The sequence below is a fragment of the Pseudomonas sp. TR47 genome, from assembly GCF_044143025.1.
In the GTDB taxonomy this organism is placed as follows: domain Bacteria; phylum Pseudomonadota; class Gammaproteobacteria; order Pseudomonadales; family Pseudomonadaceae; genus Aquipseudomonas; species Aquipseudomonas putida_E.
Genome location: NZ_JBHFCS010000008.1, coordinates 133,112 through 149,100 on the forward strand (window position 1 = coordinate 133,112; position 15,989 = coordinate 149,100).

Sequence of the window (15,989 nt, forward strand, 5' to 3'; positions counted from 1 at the left end):
AGCGCAATGATTTAATCCCAGCAGCGATTACAGTTACCTCTGAGCGCCGCCAAGAGCGCCACTTCCGACCTGATGACGAGGACCACCCATGGTTTCATCCAGCCCCGCGCCCCACTACGCACGCCTGTCCATCGCCCTGCATTGGCTGATGCTGGTGCTGCTGGCCGCTGTCTACGCCTGCATCGAGTTGCGTGGCCTGTTCCCCAAGGACAGCGCCGAGCGCAACCTGATGAAGGACCTGCATTTCATGCTCGGCCTGACGGTGTTCGTACTGGTCTGGCTGCGCCTGGCCGTGCGCCTGATCCGCCCTGCGCCGCCCATTGTGCCCAAGCCTCCCGCCTGGCAGACCGGGCTTGCCCACCTGATGCACCTGGCACTGTACCTGTTGATGATCGGCTTGCCGCTGGCCGGCTGGCTGATCCTCAGTGCCGCCGACAAACCGGTGCCCTTCTATGGCCTGGAGTTGCCGCACCTGATCGCGGCGGATCCGGACCTGGCCAAGTTCATCAAGGGCTGGCATGAACGCGTGGGCAGCTGGGGGTACTGGCTGATCGGCCTGCACGCGCTGGCCGGGCTTTATCACCACTACGTAGTGCGCGACAACACGCTGCTGCGCATGCTGCCCTACAAGTAGCCGCGTCGGCCCTGCAGGCCACCGGTGTGCAAAAAGATCAGGCGAGTGCCAGGCTTGAACAGCCCGGCCTCGACCTGCCCACGCAGGGCCATCAGTGCCTTGCCGGTGTAAAGCGCCTCTAAAGGGACACCCGTGCTGGCCTCAGCCTGTTCGATGAAAGCCTGCAGCTCATCATCGAGCCTGGCAAAACCCTCTCGGCAGGCCTCGTGCAACTGGTACCCGGCCGTACCGGCCAGCGCCGTTATGGTCTCGGGTACACCATGGTCCAGGGGCACTGCCAGGGCGCCATGCACCCTGTGCGCGCCGGCCTCGGCCAGCACCAGGCCAGCCAGCGTGGTCCCGGTGCCAGCGGCCAGCCACCAGGCGTCATAGTCCGGCCAACCCAATGTGCCCAACTGGGCCTTGGCCTGCTCGACGATCAATGCACACCCCTGGGCACCTGCCTGCCCGCCACCGCCTTCGGGAATGCAGTGCCAGCCGGGATACAGCGCTTGCCACGGTGCCCAGAAGCCGGGGTCATGACGGGCACGGTAGCCTGCGTAACCAAGCCAGTGCAATTGCATCCCCAGCGCCTGCAGATCACGCACCGTGGGGGTGTCCTGGGCATGGCCGCGCAACAGACCAGCGGTGGCGAAGCCGAAGCGCTTGCCGGCGGCGGCCAGGGCATGGAGGTGGTTGGAGTGATTGCCGCCGAGGCTGATCAGCCCGGCGGCGCCCGAGGCGTGGGCGTGCAGCAGGTGGTGGCGCAGCTTGAACCATTTGTTGCCGCTGATCAGAGGGTCGATCAGGTCCAGGCGCAGGATGGCGGCTTCAACGTTGGCACTTTTCAGCCAGGCAAGTTCGAGGGGCTGTAATGGCGCCTGGGGAAGGTCATGGAAGCGGGTAGACATGTGTGAGCGCCAGATGCGAGGCCGTCAGTCTACCAGTGAAAACCTGGGGCCGCTTTGCGGCCCCGGCCATCTCAAAGCTCTGCAGCCAGACGCGAGCCCTGGTTGATCGCCCGTTTGGCATCCAGCTCGGCCGCCACATCCGCGCCGCCGATCAGGTGTACCGACTGCCCCGCAGCCAGCAGCCCTTCGTGCAGCTCCCGCAGCGGCTCCTGCCCGGCGCAGATCACCACGTTGTCCACCGCCAGTACCTGCGGCTCACCTTCAGCTACGCGGATGTGCAGGCCCGCATCGTCGATCCTCAGGTACTCGACGCTGTTGAGCATCTGTACCTGCTTGTTTTTCAGGCCCGTGCGGTGGATCCAGCCGGTGGTCTTGCCCAGGCCATCGCCCACCTTGGCCTTCTTGCGCTGCAGCAGGTACACCTGCCGTGCCGGTGCATGCGGCTCGGGCTTGATGCCCGCCACGCCGCCTCGCGCCTGCAGCTCGCGGTCGATGCCCCACTCCTTCCAGAACGCCTCCCGGTCCTGGCTGCTGGCCACGCCCTGATGCACCAGGTATTCGCTGACGTCAAAACCGATGCCGCCAGCACCGATCACCGCAACCGACTCACCCACTGGCTTGCGCTGGAGCAGTACGTCCAGGTAGCTGAGCACTTTGGCATGCTCGACGCCTGGAATGGCCGGCGTACGCGGCGCGATGCCGGTGGCCAGGATGATCTCGTCGAAAGCGCCTTCCAGCAGGGCCGGCACATCGACCCGGGTGTTCAACCGCAGGTCGACACCCGTGCTTTTCAGCTTGTTGCCGAAATAGCGCAGGGTCTCGAAGAACTCCTCCTTGCCCGGCACCCGCTTGGCCACGTTGAACTGCCCGCCAATTTCGCTGGCTGCATCGAACAGCGTCACCTCGTGGCCGCGCTCTGCGGCCACGGTGGCAGCCGCCAGGCCGGCCGGGCCGGCACCCACCACGGCAATGCGCTTGACCGTGTGCACCGGCAGGTAATTGAGTTCGGTTTCGTGGCAGGCCCGCGGGTTGACCAGGCAACTGGTCAGCTTGCCGCCGAACGTATGATCCAGGCACGCCTGGTTACAGCCGATGCAGGTATTGATTTCATCGCCGCGCCCCTGCGCCGCCTTGTTGACGAACTCCGGGTCGGCCAGGAACGGCCTGGCCATAGAGACCATGTCGGCATCGCCCTCGGCCAGTACGGCTTCAGCCACTTCGGGGGTATTGATGCGGTTGGTGGTGATCAACGGAATGGTCACCGCCCCGCGCAGCTTGGCGGTAACTTTGCTGAACGCGGCACGCGGCACCTTGGTGGCGATGGTCGGGATGCGCGCCTCGTGCCAGCCGATCCCCGTGTTGATGAGGGTCGCGCCAGCCCGTTCGACGGCTTTGGCCAGCAACTCGATCTCGTCCCAGGTGCTGCCGCCCTCGACCAGGTCGAGCATCGACAGGCGGAAGATGATGATGAAATTCGGCCCCACGGCCTCGCGCACCCGGCTGACGATCTCGACCGCCAGGCGCATGCGGTTTTCATAGCTGCCGCCCCAGCGGTCAGTACGGTGGTTGGTGTGGGCGGCAAGGAACTGGTTGATGAAGTAGCCTTCCGACCCCATGATTTCGACGCCGTCGTAACCGGCGCGCTGTGCCAGCACGGCACAATTGACGAAATCGGCGATCTGCTTCTCGATCCCGGCCTCGTCCAGCTCTTTAGGCTTGAACGGGTTGATCGGCGCCTGGATCGCACTGGGCGCCACCTGCCGGGGGCTGTAGGCATAGCGCCCGGCATGCAGGATCTGCAGGCAGATCTTGCCGCCAGCGGCATGCACGGCCTCGGTGACGATGCGGTGCTTGTCAGCGTCCTCCTCGGTGCTCAACTTGGCTGCGCCGGAATACACGCCACCTTCATCGTTGGGCGCGATACCGCCAGTGACCATCAGCCCAACGCCGCCACGGGCACGCTCTGCAAAATACGCAGCCATGCGTTCGAAGCCGCCGGGACGCTCCTCAAGGCCGGTGTGCATCGAGCCCATCAGGGTGCGGTTGGCCAAGGTGGTGAAGCCCAGGTCGAGCGGGGCCAGCAAGTGCGGATAGCGGTCGGCAGCCATGGAACGGTTCCCCATGTGGCGTGATCACGGAATGCGGGTGCCTCGGCGGGCCCCGTCGTTTATCTGCCAACGACATTAAACAGCCGTTTGAATGCGCTCAATGATCGAAACTGACAACTTACTGATCATCCTGCACAGGCGAACTGCAGTAGCGGCGGTGAGACACACCCGCACTTTTACGCCTTTTTTACTCGACATTATGCAATGGCAGTCGATACTGCCGGTCATTGCCCCTGTGAGCCTGCTCGATGCCTCTGCCTGCTTTGCGCTTCATCGCCTTCATCATCGGCGTATTCCTGATTACCCTGGCGGTCAGCATGGTCATCCCCATGGCCACGCTGCTGCTGTATGGCCTTAGCGACGACCTCGGTGCCTTCCTCTGGTCCAGCCTCATAGCCCTGTGCGCAGGCCTTGTGCTGGTGGCTCGTGGCATACCCGATGCGCCGCAGCTAAGGGCCCGAGACATGTACTTCCTGACCACAGCCAGCTGGGTCATCGTCTGCGCGTTCGCAGCCCTGCCCATGGTGTTCATCCGGCATATCAGCTACACAGATGCATTCTTTGAAACCATGTCGGGCATCACCACCACGGGCTCGACGGTACTTACCGGCCTGGACAGTGCATCGCCCGGCCTGCTGATCTGGCGATCGCTGCTGCACTGGCTGGGAGGCATAGGCTTCATCGGCATGGCCGTCGCGATCTTGCCGTTGCTGCGCGTGGGCGGCATGCGCCTGTTCCAGACCGAGTCCTCGGACTGGTCGGACAAAGTGACGCCCCGTTCACACGTCGCGGCAAAAATGATCCTGGCGATCTACCTTGGGCTGACAGCACTCGGTACATTGGCCCTGTGGGCCGCCGGCATGACCCCTTTCGACGCCATCAATCATTCGATGTCGCTGATCTCCACGGGTGGCTTTTCGACGTCCGATGCATCGCTTGGCCACTGGACTCAGCCCGCTGTGCATTGGGTGGCGGTAGTGATCATGATCCTGGGAAGCCTGCCCTTCGCCCTGTATGTAGCGACCTTGCGTGGCCACCGCCGCATCCTGTTCAAGGACCATCAGGTGCGTGGCTTTCTCGGCTTTCTCCTGCTTGTCTGGGTCACGGTAGGGACCTGGCTCTGCTGGCACAGCGACTTTTCGTGGTGGGATGCTTTTCGCATCGTGGCGGTCAATGTGACGTCGATCGTTACGACCACCGGCATTGCGGTAGGGGACTACACGCTCTGGGGCAGCTTCGCCATGCTGTTGTTCTTCTACCTGACTTTTGTCGGTGGATGTTCGGGCTCCACAGCCGGCGGACTGAAAATATTCCGCTTTCAAGTCGCCGCGTCACTGCTGGTCAGCAGTTTGAAACAGCTGATTCACCCGCGGGCGATGATCTCGAAGAAGTACAATGGTCACCCCATTGATGAAGAAATCGTGCGCTCATTGCTGACGTTCTCCTTCTTCTTTTCCGTCACCATTGCCGTGATCGCCCTGGCGCTGACCCTGATAGGGCTTGACTGGACCACTGCCCTGAGTGGCGCGGCGACAGCTGTGTGCAACGTCGGGCCAGGGCTGGGCAGCGTGATCGGGCCGGCCGGCAACTTCAGCTCACTACCGGACGCTGCGAAGTGGCTACTGACCATCGGCATGCTGTTAGGCCGCCTCGAGATTCTCACCGTGCTGGTGCTCGTCGCGCCTGCCTTCTGGAGGTTCTGATTGCAGGGCAGCACGTGGGGGCAGCAATAAATCCGGGCAGGATCCGTTTATTCGTTCTAGGTTTACTGACGCAGGGAACTAGAACAATAAGCGGAGAATATCCCCATGAACCGAGCCCTTCGCCTGGCATTGGCCAGCACCGTACTGGCAGCTTGCGCAACAGCCCAGGCCGCGCCAACCTTCATCAACATCCTCACAGGTGGCACCAGCGGCGTCTACTATCCCATCGGCGTTGGGATATCACAGATCTACAGCCATGGCATCGAGGGCAGCAAGACTTCAGTGCAAGCCACCAAGGCATCGGTGGAAAACCTCAATCTGCTGCAAGCCGGCCGTGGCGAACTGGCGTTCGCGCTGGGAGATTCGGTGGCGGATGCCTGGAACGGAGATGCCGAAGCCGGCTTCAAGGCGCCCCTGAAGAAACTGCGCGCCATCGCCGGCACCTACCCCAACTACATCCAGATCGTCGCCAGCAAGGAGTCAGGCATCACCTCGCTGGAAGACCTCAAAGGCAAACGTATCTCGGTCGGTGCGCCGAAGTCCGGCACCGAGCTCAACGCCCGCGCCATCTTCAAGGCCGCAGGGCTCAGCTATGAGGACCTGGGCAAGGTCGAATACCTGCCGTATGCCGAATCTGTAGAGCTGATCAAGAACCGTCAGCTGGACGCCACACTGCAATCTTCCGGGCTCGGTCAGGCGGCAATCCGTGACCTGGCCGCTACCCTGCCGGTAGTGTTCGTACCCGTGCCAGCCGCCATCGTGAGCAAAATCGGCAACAGCGCCTATCAACCCGCGACCATTCCCGCCAAGACATACGATGGCCAGGATGCTGACGTGCCAACCGCAGCCATCACCAACATCCTGGTCACACGCGCCGATATCAGCGATGACATGGCCTACGACATGACCCGGCTGATCTTCGAAAACCTGCCGCGCCTGGTCACCGCCCACTCGGCAGCAAACGATATCCAGGCACAGAATGCTGCGAGAAACCTGCCCATTCCACTGCATCCAGGCGCAGAACGGTACTTCAAGGAGAAAAACCTGCTCCCCTGACTATTGACTCGACCCATGGGGGAGCGGCACATGAGTGATACCGGGCAAGGTCTGCAAGCCAGTACTGACCGTTGGCCTGCCACGCTTTTTGCCGTGGCCCTGGCATTTTCGACCTTTCAGATCGCAACGGCGGCTTTTCCGCTGATTTCCAGTCAGGTACTGCGGGCAGTACACGTGGGGTTCTTGCTGCTGGTCGTGTACCTGAGCTACGCGTTCACCGGTCACCGCAGGCCGTGGCAACCGCTTGGCTGGCTGCTGGGCCTGGCGGGCATGGCCACCGCTGCCTACCAGTGGCACTTCGAAGGGGAGCTGATTCAACGCTCCGGGGAACTGACCACAAGTGACCTGGTGTTCGGCCTGCTGCTGATCGGCCTGGTGTTCGAGGCAGCGCGCCGGGTGATGGGCATCGCACTGCCCATCATTTGCGCTCTTTTTCTGGCCTACGGGCTGCTCGGCCAGCACCTGCCCGGTGACCTTGCGCATCGCGGCTACGGCCTCGATCAGATCGTCAACCAACTGGCCTTCGGAACCGAGGGGCTGTATGGCACGCCCACCTATGTTTCGGCGACCTATATCTACCTGTTCATCCTGTTCGGCGCGTTCCTTGAACAGGCCGGCATGATCCGGCTGTTCACTGACTTTGCCATGGGCCTGTTCGGCCATCGCAGCGGGGGGCCGGCCAAAGTCTCGGTATTCTCCTCGGCGCTGATGGGGACCATCACCGGCTCTGGGGTGGCGAACGTGGTCACCACCGGGCAGTTCACCATCCCGCTGATGAAGCGCTTCGGCTACAAGCCGGCATTTGCCGGTGGCGTGGAGGCGACCGCAAGCATGGGCAGCCAGTTGATGCCACCGGTCATGGGCGCGGTGGCGTTCATCATGGCCGAGACCATCAACGTACCCTATGCCGAAGTGGCGAAGGCCGCGCTCATTCCGGCCTTGCTGTATTTCGGCTCGGTCTACTGGATGGTGCACCTGGAAGCCCGGCGCAGCCAGCTGCATGGGCTACCCCGCGAGCAATGCCCGAGTGCCTGGGATGCAGTGCGCCAACGCTGGTTCCTGCTGATCCCTCTGATAGTGCTGGTCGGCCTGTTGTTCTCCGGCCGCACACCGCTGTATTCGGGAATGGTCGGCCTGGCACTGACTGCCATCGTCATTCTTGGTTCGGCAATCATCCTGCGGGCGCAACAGACATGGCTGCGGGCGGCCTTTTGGGTTGCGCTGGGGGTCATCTGTTCAGGATTCTTCCGTATGGGCATCGGTGTCATCCTGCTGGTGATTGCCTCGCTCGCCATCGCCTGCGCGTTCATACAGGGTGGCCGTGCCACACTTCGTGCCTGCGTCATGGCCCTGGCCGAAGGTGCGCGCCACGCGGTACCGGTCGGTATTGCATGCGCCTTGGTCGGGGTGATCATCGGTGTCACCTCGCTCACCGGCCTGGCCACGACCTTCGCCGGCTACATTCTCGACCTGGGCCGCGAAAACCTGTTCCTGTCACTGCTTCTGACCATGTTGACCTGCCTGGTACTGGGCATGGGTATCCCGACCATTCCCAATTACATCATCACCAGTTCCATCGCTGCTCCGGCCCTGCTGGAGCTTGGCGTGCCGCTGATCGTTTCGCACATGTTCGTGTTTTATTTCGGCATCCTTGCCGACCTGACGCCGCCGGTGGCATTAGCCTGCTTTGCCGCCGCCCCCATCGCCAAGGAGAAAGGGCTGTTGATCAGCTTCTGGGCTGTGCGCATTGCATTGGCCGGTTTCGTCGTACCGTTCATGGCGGTGTATGACCCGGCGTTGATGATGCAAGGCGACAGCCTCGGCGCAACGCTGTACATGCTGATCAAGGCCATGTTTGCAGTGGCACTCTGGGGATGCGCATCCACCGGCCACTGGCGCATGCCCATGCCATGGTGGGAACGGCTGTTGGCATTCATGGCTGGCGTAGCACTGATTCTTGCCTTGCCCATCAGCGACGAGGTCGGCTTCGCCCTGGGCATTGCCGTCATGGGCTGGCACTACTGGCGCAGCCGGCCATTGCCGCGGCAACCTGCATGACCAGCCTGTGCATCGGGCTTGCCGGTGTGGTCTGGGCAAGCCTGCCGTTGCAGGAGGTTACCCTGGCCTGGCAGCACAGTGTGGAGAAGGTCCGCTGGGAGGAGGATTATCAGGTGACACCCGCAGGCCTCGTGCTGCAGGAGGCTCGGGTGCGAGGCAGCGGTGCCGGCATGGAGATCCCGGACGACGCGCGCCTGCGTGATGGGGCATGGCACTACCATCGTCATCTGCCCCCCCTGCAACCTCTGCATGCCGGACGCACGCCGGAGGCCGGCGACTATCAATTGTGCGTGAAGGGCCGTTGCCAGCCCCTTTCCCACTGGCTGGGACCACCGACCCACACCATTGCTGCCGTGGATTTCTGGGCATGCGAACCGGGTGATGCCGCAGATCAGCGCAAAGCACTGCCCTGAACGCGCTGACAGGGCAGTGCAATTGCTGATCAGCTGACGACGTGCAGGTAGTGCAGGTGGCGCTCGTACTGATCGAGAATGTCGCCGATCACATCGTCCCGGCTCCATCCCATGATGTCGTAATCCTGGCCCCCTTCGCGCAGATGGACTTCAGCACGGAAGTATTTGCGGGTATCGGAACCCTCGTCGGTATCCTGCATGACGAAACTGGGCGTGTTGAATGCGCGCGGGCGTACCTCATACAGGAAGCGCCCTTCTCCAGCATGGGAGAGCTCAAGCATCACGCGCCCATCTTCGCGCTCGTTCACCGCAACTTCATAGCCCTGCTTGCGCAATTCCAGGGCGACTTCTTCACAGGCAGGCTTCACCACTTCGGCTATGAAGCGGGACACATGGGCCCGCCGCGGCATCATGGCGATATTGCGCAGTCGCCGCTGCCACCCGCCGTGGGGCTGGCGCGTATGCCGGGGGCCGGGCAATGCCTGGTTGCGCAGCCCGCGGCGGGTGGCATCGAGGCTGAGTGCCCTGAACAGGCCCCAGATCGCGATCAGCAAAATGGCAGCGAAGGGCAAGGCACTGGCAATGGTCGCGGTCTGCAGCGCCTTGAGGCCGTTGGCCAGCAGCAGCGCAATGGCGACCGCGCCTATGCTGACCGACCAGAAGATGCGTTGCCACAAAGGCGAATGGCCTTGCCCGGACGAGGCCAGCATATCGACCACAAGCGCGCCGGAGTCCGCCGAGGTGACGAAGAACACCACCACCATGAGCACCGCTATCAACGAAATGACACTGGAGAACGGGAAGTGCTCAAGAAAGGCGAACAGGGCCAGGGAACTGTCCTGATCGACCACAGCGGCCAGGTCCTTGACACCCTCGTTGAGGATCATGTGTATCGCTGAGTCACCGAACACCGTCATCCAGAGCAAGGTGAAGCCTGCGGGTACGAACAGTACACCGCAGACGAACTCACGAATGGTCCGCCCTCGGGAAATGCGTGCGATGAACAGGCCTACAAAGGGCGACCAGGACAGCCACCAGCCCCAGTACAGCAGGGTCCAGCCACCGATCCAGTCAGTGGGTTCATAGGCGTAGAGGTTGAAGGTCTTGTTGACGATGTCGGAAAGGTAGGCACCGGTATTCTGCACGTAGGCCTGCAGCAGAAACACGGTGGGCCCCAGCAACAGCACGAACAGCATCAGGATTACAGCCAGGCTCAGGTTGAGCTCGGAAAGGATGCGAATACCCTTGTCCAGCCCGCTGGCCACCGACAGCGTCGCCAACGCGCAGGTGGCGGTGATGAGAATGACCTGGACCGTGGCGTTTACCGGCAGACCGAACACATGGTGGAAACCGCTGTTGATCTGCAGTACCCCATAACCCAGCGAGGTCGCCACACCGAACACCGTGCCGAGGATGGCGAAGACATCCACGGCGTGCCCGATAGGCCCGTATATCCGTTCACCGATCAGCGGATAGAGCGCCGAGCGCAAAGTCAGTGGCAAGCCATTGCGGAAACTGAAATAGGCCAGAATGAGCGCGACGATGGCATAGATCGCCCAGGCATGCAGGCCCCAATGGAAGAATGTGATCTTCATGGCTTCGCGAGCCGCGGCGACTGTGCCAGGGTCGCCCACAGGCGGTGTGGTGAAATGCATCACCGGCTCGGCCACGCCAAAGAACATCAGGCCGATGCCCATGCCTGCCGAAAACAGCATGGCGAACCAGCTGCTCTTTCGGTAATCAGGCTCGCTGTGATCAGGCCCCAGCTTGATGTCGCCGTAGCGGCTGACGGCCAGAAACACCACGCTGATCAACACCAGCGCTACGGTGAGAATGTAGAACCAGCTGGCGTTGGTGATGATCCATTGCTGGACTTGTTCGAACAGGGCCTGGGCATGCTCCTGGAATGCCGTGGCGTACAAGACCAGCAGAAAAATGAGTATCGCGCTGGTGTAAAAGACGGGTGGATTGAGCGTGCTCCTGGGTTTGTCGGCTGCTGTCATTACGGCAGTTCTCCTTGTAAAACGATGAGCACAGGGTGCCCCGGCACCACGACATCTGCCCAGATTAGCAGCCAGGAAGATCTCCGTTTGCCGAGCCTGTGCACTTGAACAGCCATGAACCGTAACGCCCGAGGAAAAAAATCTCAAATCGCTGCGCATGTCGAGCCCGCCTGGCAGGACGGTACCGGGCGAAGGCGCCGGGCGTACTCCCGCCCTGCCTGAGTACCACCTCTGTCGGGTTTGCCACCCCGGTAATACACGTCATACTCGTGGCTTTACCCTCTGACACTGCGTAGACGATGCCCGACCGTACCCGCCTCCCCTCCCTCCCTCTCGGCCGTTCACGCTGGCGAGAATGGCGCCAGCGTCTGGCGTTCTGGATCGGGGCGCTGCTGGTGGGGCTTGTCGCACTGGCGTTCGCCTGGCTGGCCGAAGCTGCATTCGCTTCGTTCGAACGCCTGCTGGAATGGATGCCCTGGGCACCCCTTCTCATCACTCCCCTAGGGTTCGCGCTTCTGGCGTATTTGACACAGCGCTGGTTTGAAAACGCCAAGGGCAGCGGCATACCTCAAGTCATCGCTGCCCTGGAAATGCCATCCCGGCGCCTGCGTGCCCGATTGCTTTCGATTCCCGTTGCCGCCGCGCGCATGAGCCTGACGTTGGGCGCCCTGCTGGTAGGGGGCTCGGTCGGGCGAGAGGGGCCGACGGTTCACATCGGCGCTGCCGTGCTCTACACCTTTGGCCGGCGATTGGGCCTGCACGGGCGCCGCGCGATTGCCGGCCTGATCCTCGCAGGCGGCGCAGCCGGCATAGCCGCCGCGTTCAACACCCCGCTGGCCGGTGTCGTCTTTGCCATTGAAGAGCTGAGCCGCACGTTTGAGCAACGCTTCAGCGGCCTGGTGCTGACGGCGGTGCTGATTGGCGGCGTGGTCACGCTGGGGCTGATGGGGCACAACGCCTACTTTGGCGAAATAAGCGGGCGGATGCCCGTAGGCTGGGGCTGGAGTGTGGTGCCTGCATGCGCGCTGTTGGGGGGAGTGCTGGGTGGGTGTTACGCCAGGCTGGTGCTGCCTACCGATAAGGGCGTACTTGGCCGCCTGTGTACACTACGCGGGCGCTACCCGGTGCGGTTCGCGGCGATCTGCGGGCTGGTGCTGGCAGTGCTCGGGCTGGTTTCTGGCAACCATGTGTTCGGCACTGGCTACGAAGAGACCCGTGCCTTGCTCGAAGGCCGACCGATCACCGATGCCAGCTTCCTTCTCTGGAAGTTTCTGGCCAATGTCGTCTCTTACCTCTCCGGCATACCGGGCGGCCTGTTTTCGCCTTCGCTGAGCATCGGCGCGGCATTCCAGCCGCTGTTGAGCCTGATCCCCAATGTTGACCCACAGGCGTGTGCATTGCTGGGAATGGGCGCCTACCTGGCAGGCGTAACGCGTTCACCGTTGACTGCATCGGTCATCGTTCTGGAACTCACGCATAGTCCGGACCTGGCCATCCCGATGCTGGCAGTGACATTGATGGCTGCCGGCATCTCCGGTTGCATTTCGCCGGTTTCCCTCTACCACGCCCTGGCAAAGCAGATCATCGACAAAGTTGCACCTGCCAGATCCAGTTGAAATCAACGGCTGCGCGAGGCACGCTCAAGACGACTGTGACACAATGCTCAGCGACTTCTTGGTTCACCGCCTCGTCATTGCGAGTATCAACGAAATCAAAGGCATGCGAAAACTATTGGCAAGCGCCTTGGCGCTGGTAATGATCGCCGCCCTGTGCGGCTATGGCTTCTGGACCCAACAGCGCCCGGAAGGCCACTACCTCTCCGACCTGCGCATCGAACTGGCGTTGAACCACGGCGTGCCCGGCGAGCAGGGCAACCTGCTGGGCGTCGAGCCCCTGCTTTACCCAAGCGACTATCAAAACCTGCAACGCCTGCACCGCAAGCTCTCGGCCTACCTGCAACAAGCCCGTGCCCAGGGCCTGATAAGCCCGCGCACGGTGGTGGTGCTGCCGGAGCACATTGGCACCTGGCTGTGGGCCCGCGGCGAAAAGAACGAGCTGTACCAGGTCACCCGCAGCCGCGAGGCAGAGCAATGGCTGGAGTTGAGCAACCCGCTGCGCTATGGCCTGGCGATAGTGCGGGCCAGCGGCGATGACCGCCGGGCCGACGCGCACTTGCGCATGAAGGCTCAGCAGATGGCCCGCGACTACCAGCAGCTGTTCGGCAGCCTGGCCAAGGAGTTTGGCGTGACCTTGGTGGCCGGCTCGATCGTGCTGCCTGACCCCTATGTGGAAAAAGGCGTGCTGCATACCGGCGGCGGCCCGTTGTTCAACAGCAGCCTGGTGTTCGCCAGCGATGGTTCACCGCTGGGCCAGCCACAACGCCAGCAATTCCCGGACAGCCAGGTACGGCGTTACATCCATGATGGCCGCAAGCAACCCCTACAAGTGGTGCAAACCCCGGCCGGGCGTCTTGGCGTGCTGATCGGCAGCGATAGCTGGTACCCGGAAAACCACCAGCAGTTGGAGAACCAACAGGTACAACTGATCGCCAACCCGGTTTTCCTGAGCGGCAAAGACAGCTGGCAAGCGCCATGGCGTGGCAACCGGCACCAGGATGCGGCGGCCGAGCTTGCCCTGCAGCGCGGTGAAGTGAGCGAGAAGACCGCCTGGCAACGCCTGACCGAGGCTGCCGGCCAAGGGGTCAGCAGCATGAGTGTATTCATGCGGGGGCAGTTCTGGGACCAGGGCAGCGACGGTCAAGGCTTCGCCCATCAGAGCGGCGAATTGCTTACAGGCCCTCCCAGCCAGGGCGCACGCCTGCTGAACGTGTGGCTGTAGGGGTATGTCCCGCCCCCGCGTTCGCCTGGGCGACCTCTCGGTAGGTTTCGTCCAGCCACTTGCTGAGGCCATCCAGGGCCTCGGTCACGATCCTCAGCCGCTGCTGCGCCGTTACGGGCTGGATGAAACACGCTTGGCCGAAGCCGGCGCACGGCTGTCTATCCCCCGTTACATGCACCTGGGGCATGCTGCGATCGCGCTGTGCGGGGAGCCTGCCCTGGGCCTGCACATGGGACGCCTGAGCCGGCTGGCCCAGGCCGGCCTTGCGGGCGTCACAGCCGCGCAGGCGCCTACGTTGGGCGAAGCCGCCCGTACACTGCTGCGTTTCGAGCCGCTGTATGCCGCCAACTACCGTGGGCATTCGAGTTTTCAGGAAGACGCCCAAGGGGCATGGCTGCGCTTTTATTCAATCAGCCCCTACAACGCCTATAACCGTTTCGTGGTTGACTCGCTGCTGACTGGCTGGCTGGCCCAGCTTGCAGCCCTGACCGACACGCCCATACAGGCCGAGCGCCTGGAGATCGAATTCGAAGCACCCGGCTACGCCGCCCAGTACCAGCCATTGTGCAGCACCGCCGTGCAGTTTGGCGCCAGTGGCAACCGACTGCGCCTGGGCCGGGCCACGCTGGAGCTGGCCAACCCCCAGCATTGTCCGAGCACCTGGCAGCACCTGCTGCAACTGTGTGAAACGCACATGCTGCAGCGCACCCGGGTGCGCAGCCTGGGGGAGCGCATCACCCATTTGCTCGGCCCCCTGCTCAACGGTGGCCGTGAGCCCGGCCTGGAAGAAGTGGCACTGCGCCTGCAACTGCCCGCCTGGACCTTGCGGCGCAAACTGGCAGAGGAAGGCACGCGCTTTCGCGACTTGCTCAACGACACCCGGCGCGACCTTGCCGAGGCCTATATCCGCGATACGGAATTGACCTTCGGCGAGATTGCCTACCTGTTGGGTTTTGCATCGGCCGAGGCCTTCCAGCGCGCATTCAAGCGCTGGACGGGCCTCACACCGGGGGGGTTCCGCCGCAGTCAGCGGCAGGTCGGTCAAAGCTCGGTGGCGTCGTCGGCCGGTTCCGGGGTGTCCAGCTCGTAGGCTTGGTACTCGAGCAGCTCTTCCTGATATTCATCCATTACCCTGCGCCCTCTTCACTCTTTTATCTTCGTTGGTCATGCCTTCAAACCTAGGCAGGCTGGATGAAGAAATGATGACAAGCCTATGAGTGGTAAACGTAGCAGGTGTTCAGAAAGTTATCGTCTGGTGATCTGTAACAGCGAATGATTGGCCGTGTCGACGCCTGTTCAGGGAAGACCATTCAGAGTGAGGGTGCTTCAGCCTCGGCAGGCTGTGCATCCTGCTGCACCTGAATCGGCGCAGGCGCCGCCGGCGGTGCGACAGGTTGCGAACCCTGGCTGTCATCAACCACCGGCGCTGCTGGGGCCTCGCTCGCCGGGGCCACCGCCTCAGAGGCTGGTGCTGGTTCTGCTGGCGCCGGTGTTGCTGGCGCAGGAGCAGGTGCCGCCTCTGCCAAAGGAGCGCCCACAGGTGCTGGCGAAACTTGCTCAGGCAACCCCAAGGCAGGCGCTGTGTTCTCGGCCTTGGGCACAGGCGCTTCAACCTTGGCCTTGCTGACCTTCTTCGGCTTGGGCTTGGGCAAGTAGCTTTCGACCAGAGCAAAGTAACGCTCGTAGAACTGCGGCGCGGTCACGGTCTCGCTGGCGACCTTGACCATCGAATCGTCACTGGAGCCGATCGGCATCGAAACAGAACCCAGCACACCCACGCCGAGGCTGGCGGACGTATTGGACTTCTTGAGGGCGTAGCGGTCCTGCAACGCGTTGGCGAACATGGTCGAACGCTGTTCGTCACTGCTGTCGGGCGCGCAGGTCACGCTGAAGCTGATCTGCAGGTGGTTCTCGCTGTTCTGCTGGAAGCTTTTGTTACCGGCAATCTGGTTGGCGCCGCTGCTGGTGATGATGTAACCCTGGCTCAGCAGCGCACGCCGGGCAGCCTCGCACGAGCCGGCTTCACTGACCGGGAAACTGCGCGAGAAGGTGCCCGAGTCATCGAAGTTCTCATGCTCATAGATAGCGGTTTTTTTCGAGGAGCAACCGGTCACGCCCGCCAGCACCAGGGCCAGCCCGAGCGCACCAAAGACGGATGATCTGGTCATTGCGAATTCCGGGTAAGTCGAGAGGTGCCTATTGTGCATCACAGCACCCTTGCACTGAAACCGTTCGACGGTGAAGAGTCTGTCAGCATCGTGTAAATGTTGACTTTGCAGGCGCGTA

General features: G+C 62.5%; 12 protein-coding genes. 8 read left to right on the forward strand and 4 right to left on the reverse strand.

Going from position 1 to position 15,989, the window contains the following annotated elements:
* Positions 1–88 precede the first annotated feature (88 nt).
* Positions 89–634 carry a cytochrome b gene (locus tag ACEWE8_RS11365; RefSeq protein WP_046786517.1) on the forward strand — a complete coding sequence of 182 codons (546 nt, stop codon included), beginning with the start codon at positions 89–91 and terminating at the stop codon, positions 632–634.
* On the opposite strand, the gene ACEWE8_RS11370 is transcribed toward ACEWE8_RS11365, so the two are convergent.
* Together ACEWE8_RS11370 and ACEWE8_RS11375 are read right to left on the reverse strand one after the other, a co-directional pair.
* Positions 625–1,524 (reverse strand): 1-aminocyclopropane-1-carboxylate deaminase/D-cysteine desulfhydrase, encoded by a 900-nt coding sequence (locus ACEWE8_RS11370; protein WP_046786518.1) that lies wholly within the window; start codon positions 1,522–1,524, stop codon positions 625–627. The two genes, ACEWE8_RS11365 and ACEWE8_RS11370, sit on opposite strands and share 10 nt — an antisense overlap.
* A 71-nt stretch (positions 1,525–1,595) precedes the next feature.
* On the reverse strand, positions 1,596–3,632 hold the full coding sequence (locus ACEWE8_RS11375) for an NADPH-dependent 2,4-dienoyl-CoA reductase (protein ID WP_046786519.1): 2,037 nt from the start codon (positions 3,630–3,632) through the stop codon (positions 1,596–1,598).
* Between the two features lie 248 nt (positions 3,633–3,880).
* Between ACEWE8_RS11375 and ACEWE8_RS11380 the strand changes: the two genes are divergently transcribed.
* From ACEWE8_RS11380 to ACEWE8_RS11395, 4 genes are all read left to right on the forward strand, one after another.
* Complete coding sequence (locus ACEWE8_RS11380) at positions 3,881–5,335, forward strand: TrkH family potassium uptake protein (protein WP_046786520.1); 1,455 nt, start codon at positions 3,881–3,883, stop codon at positions 5,333–5,335.
* Between the two features lie 105 nt (positions 5,336–5,440).
* Positions 5,441–6,391, forward strand: coding sequence for a TAXI family TRAP transporter solute-binding subunit (locus ACEWE8_RS11385; protein WP_046786521.1), 951 nt, complete (start codon positions 5,441–5,443; stop codon positions 6,389–6,391).
* A 30-nt stretch (positions 6,392–6,421) separates the two neighbouring features.
* Complete coding sequence (locus ACEWE8_RS11390) at positions 6,422–8,449, forward strand: TRAP transporter permease (protein WP_177010566.1); 2,028 nt, start codon at positions 6,422–6,424, stop codon at positions 8,447–8,449.
* Entirely contained in the window at positions 8,446–8,862 is a 417-nt protein-coding gene (locus ACEWE8_RS11395) for a DUF1850 domain-containing protein (protein ID WP_046786522.1), read from the forward strand. The genes ACEWE8_RS11390 and ACEWE8_RS11395 overlap by 4 nt, the downstream gene beginning before the upstream one ends.
* A 29-nt stretch (positions 8,863–8,891) precedes the next feature.
* On the opposite strand, the gene ACEWE8_RS11400 is transcribed toward ACEWE8_RS11395, so the two are convergent.
* Positions 8,892–10,865 carry a choline BCCT transporter BetT gene (locus ACEWE8_RS11400; protein WP_115275644.1) on the reverse strand — a complete coding sequence of 658 codons (1,974 nt, stop codon included), beginning with the start codon at positions 10,863–10,865 and terminating at the stop codon, positions 8,892–8,894.
* Between the two features lie 299 nt (positions 10,866–11,164).
* Between ACEWE8_RS11400 and ACEWE8_RS11405 the strand changes: the two genes are divergently transcribed.
* The 3 genes from ACEWE8_RS11405 to ACEWE8_RS11415 all read left to right on the forward strand — a co-directional run bounded on the left by ACEWE8_RS11405 (position 11,165) and on the right by ACEWE8_RS11415 (position 14,793).
* A complete protein-coding gene (locus ACEWE8_RS11405; RefSeq protein WP_046786524.1) occupies positions 11,165–12,481 on the forward strand; it encodes a chloride channel protein in 1,317 nt (438 codons plus the stop codon).
* Positions 12,482–12,584: 103 nt separating this feature from the next.
* A complete protein-coding gene (locus tag ACEWE8_RS11410) occupies positions 12,585–13,703 on the forward strand; it encodes a nitrilase-related carbon-nitrogen hydrolase (protein WP_046786699.1) in 1,119 nt (372 codons plus the stop codon).
* Between the two features lie 4 nt (positions 13,704–13,707).
* Positions 13,708–14,793: an AraC family transcriptional regulator gene (locus ACEWE8_RS11415; protein WP_046786525.1), complete on the forward strand. Its 1,086-nt coding sequence runs from the start codon at positions 13,708–13,710 to the stop codon at positions 14,791–14,793.
* A gap of 220 nt (positions 14,794–15,013) precedes the next feature.
* Here the strand turns inward: ACEWE8_RS11415 and ACEWE8_RS11420 are convergent, their stop codons facing one another.
* The gene (locus ACEWE8_RS11420) at positions 15,014–15,871 is read right to left on the reverse strand and encodes a DUF2242 domain-containing protein (RefSeq protein ID WP_046786526.1); all 858 of its coding nucleotides are present in this window, start codon (positions 15,869–15,871) and stop codon (positions 15,014–15,016) included.
* Positions 15,872–15,989 lie beyond the last annotated feature (118 nt).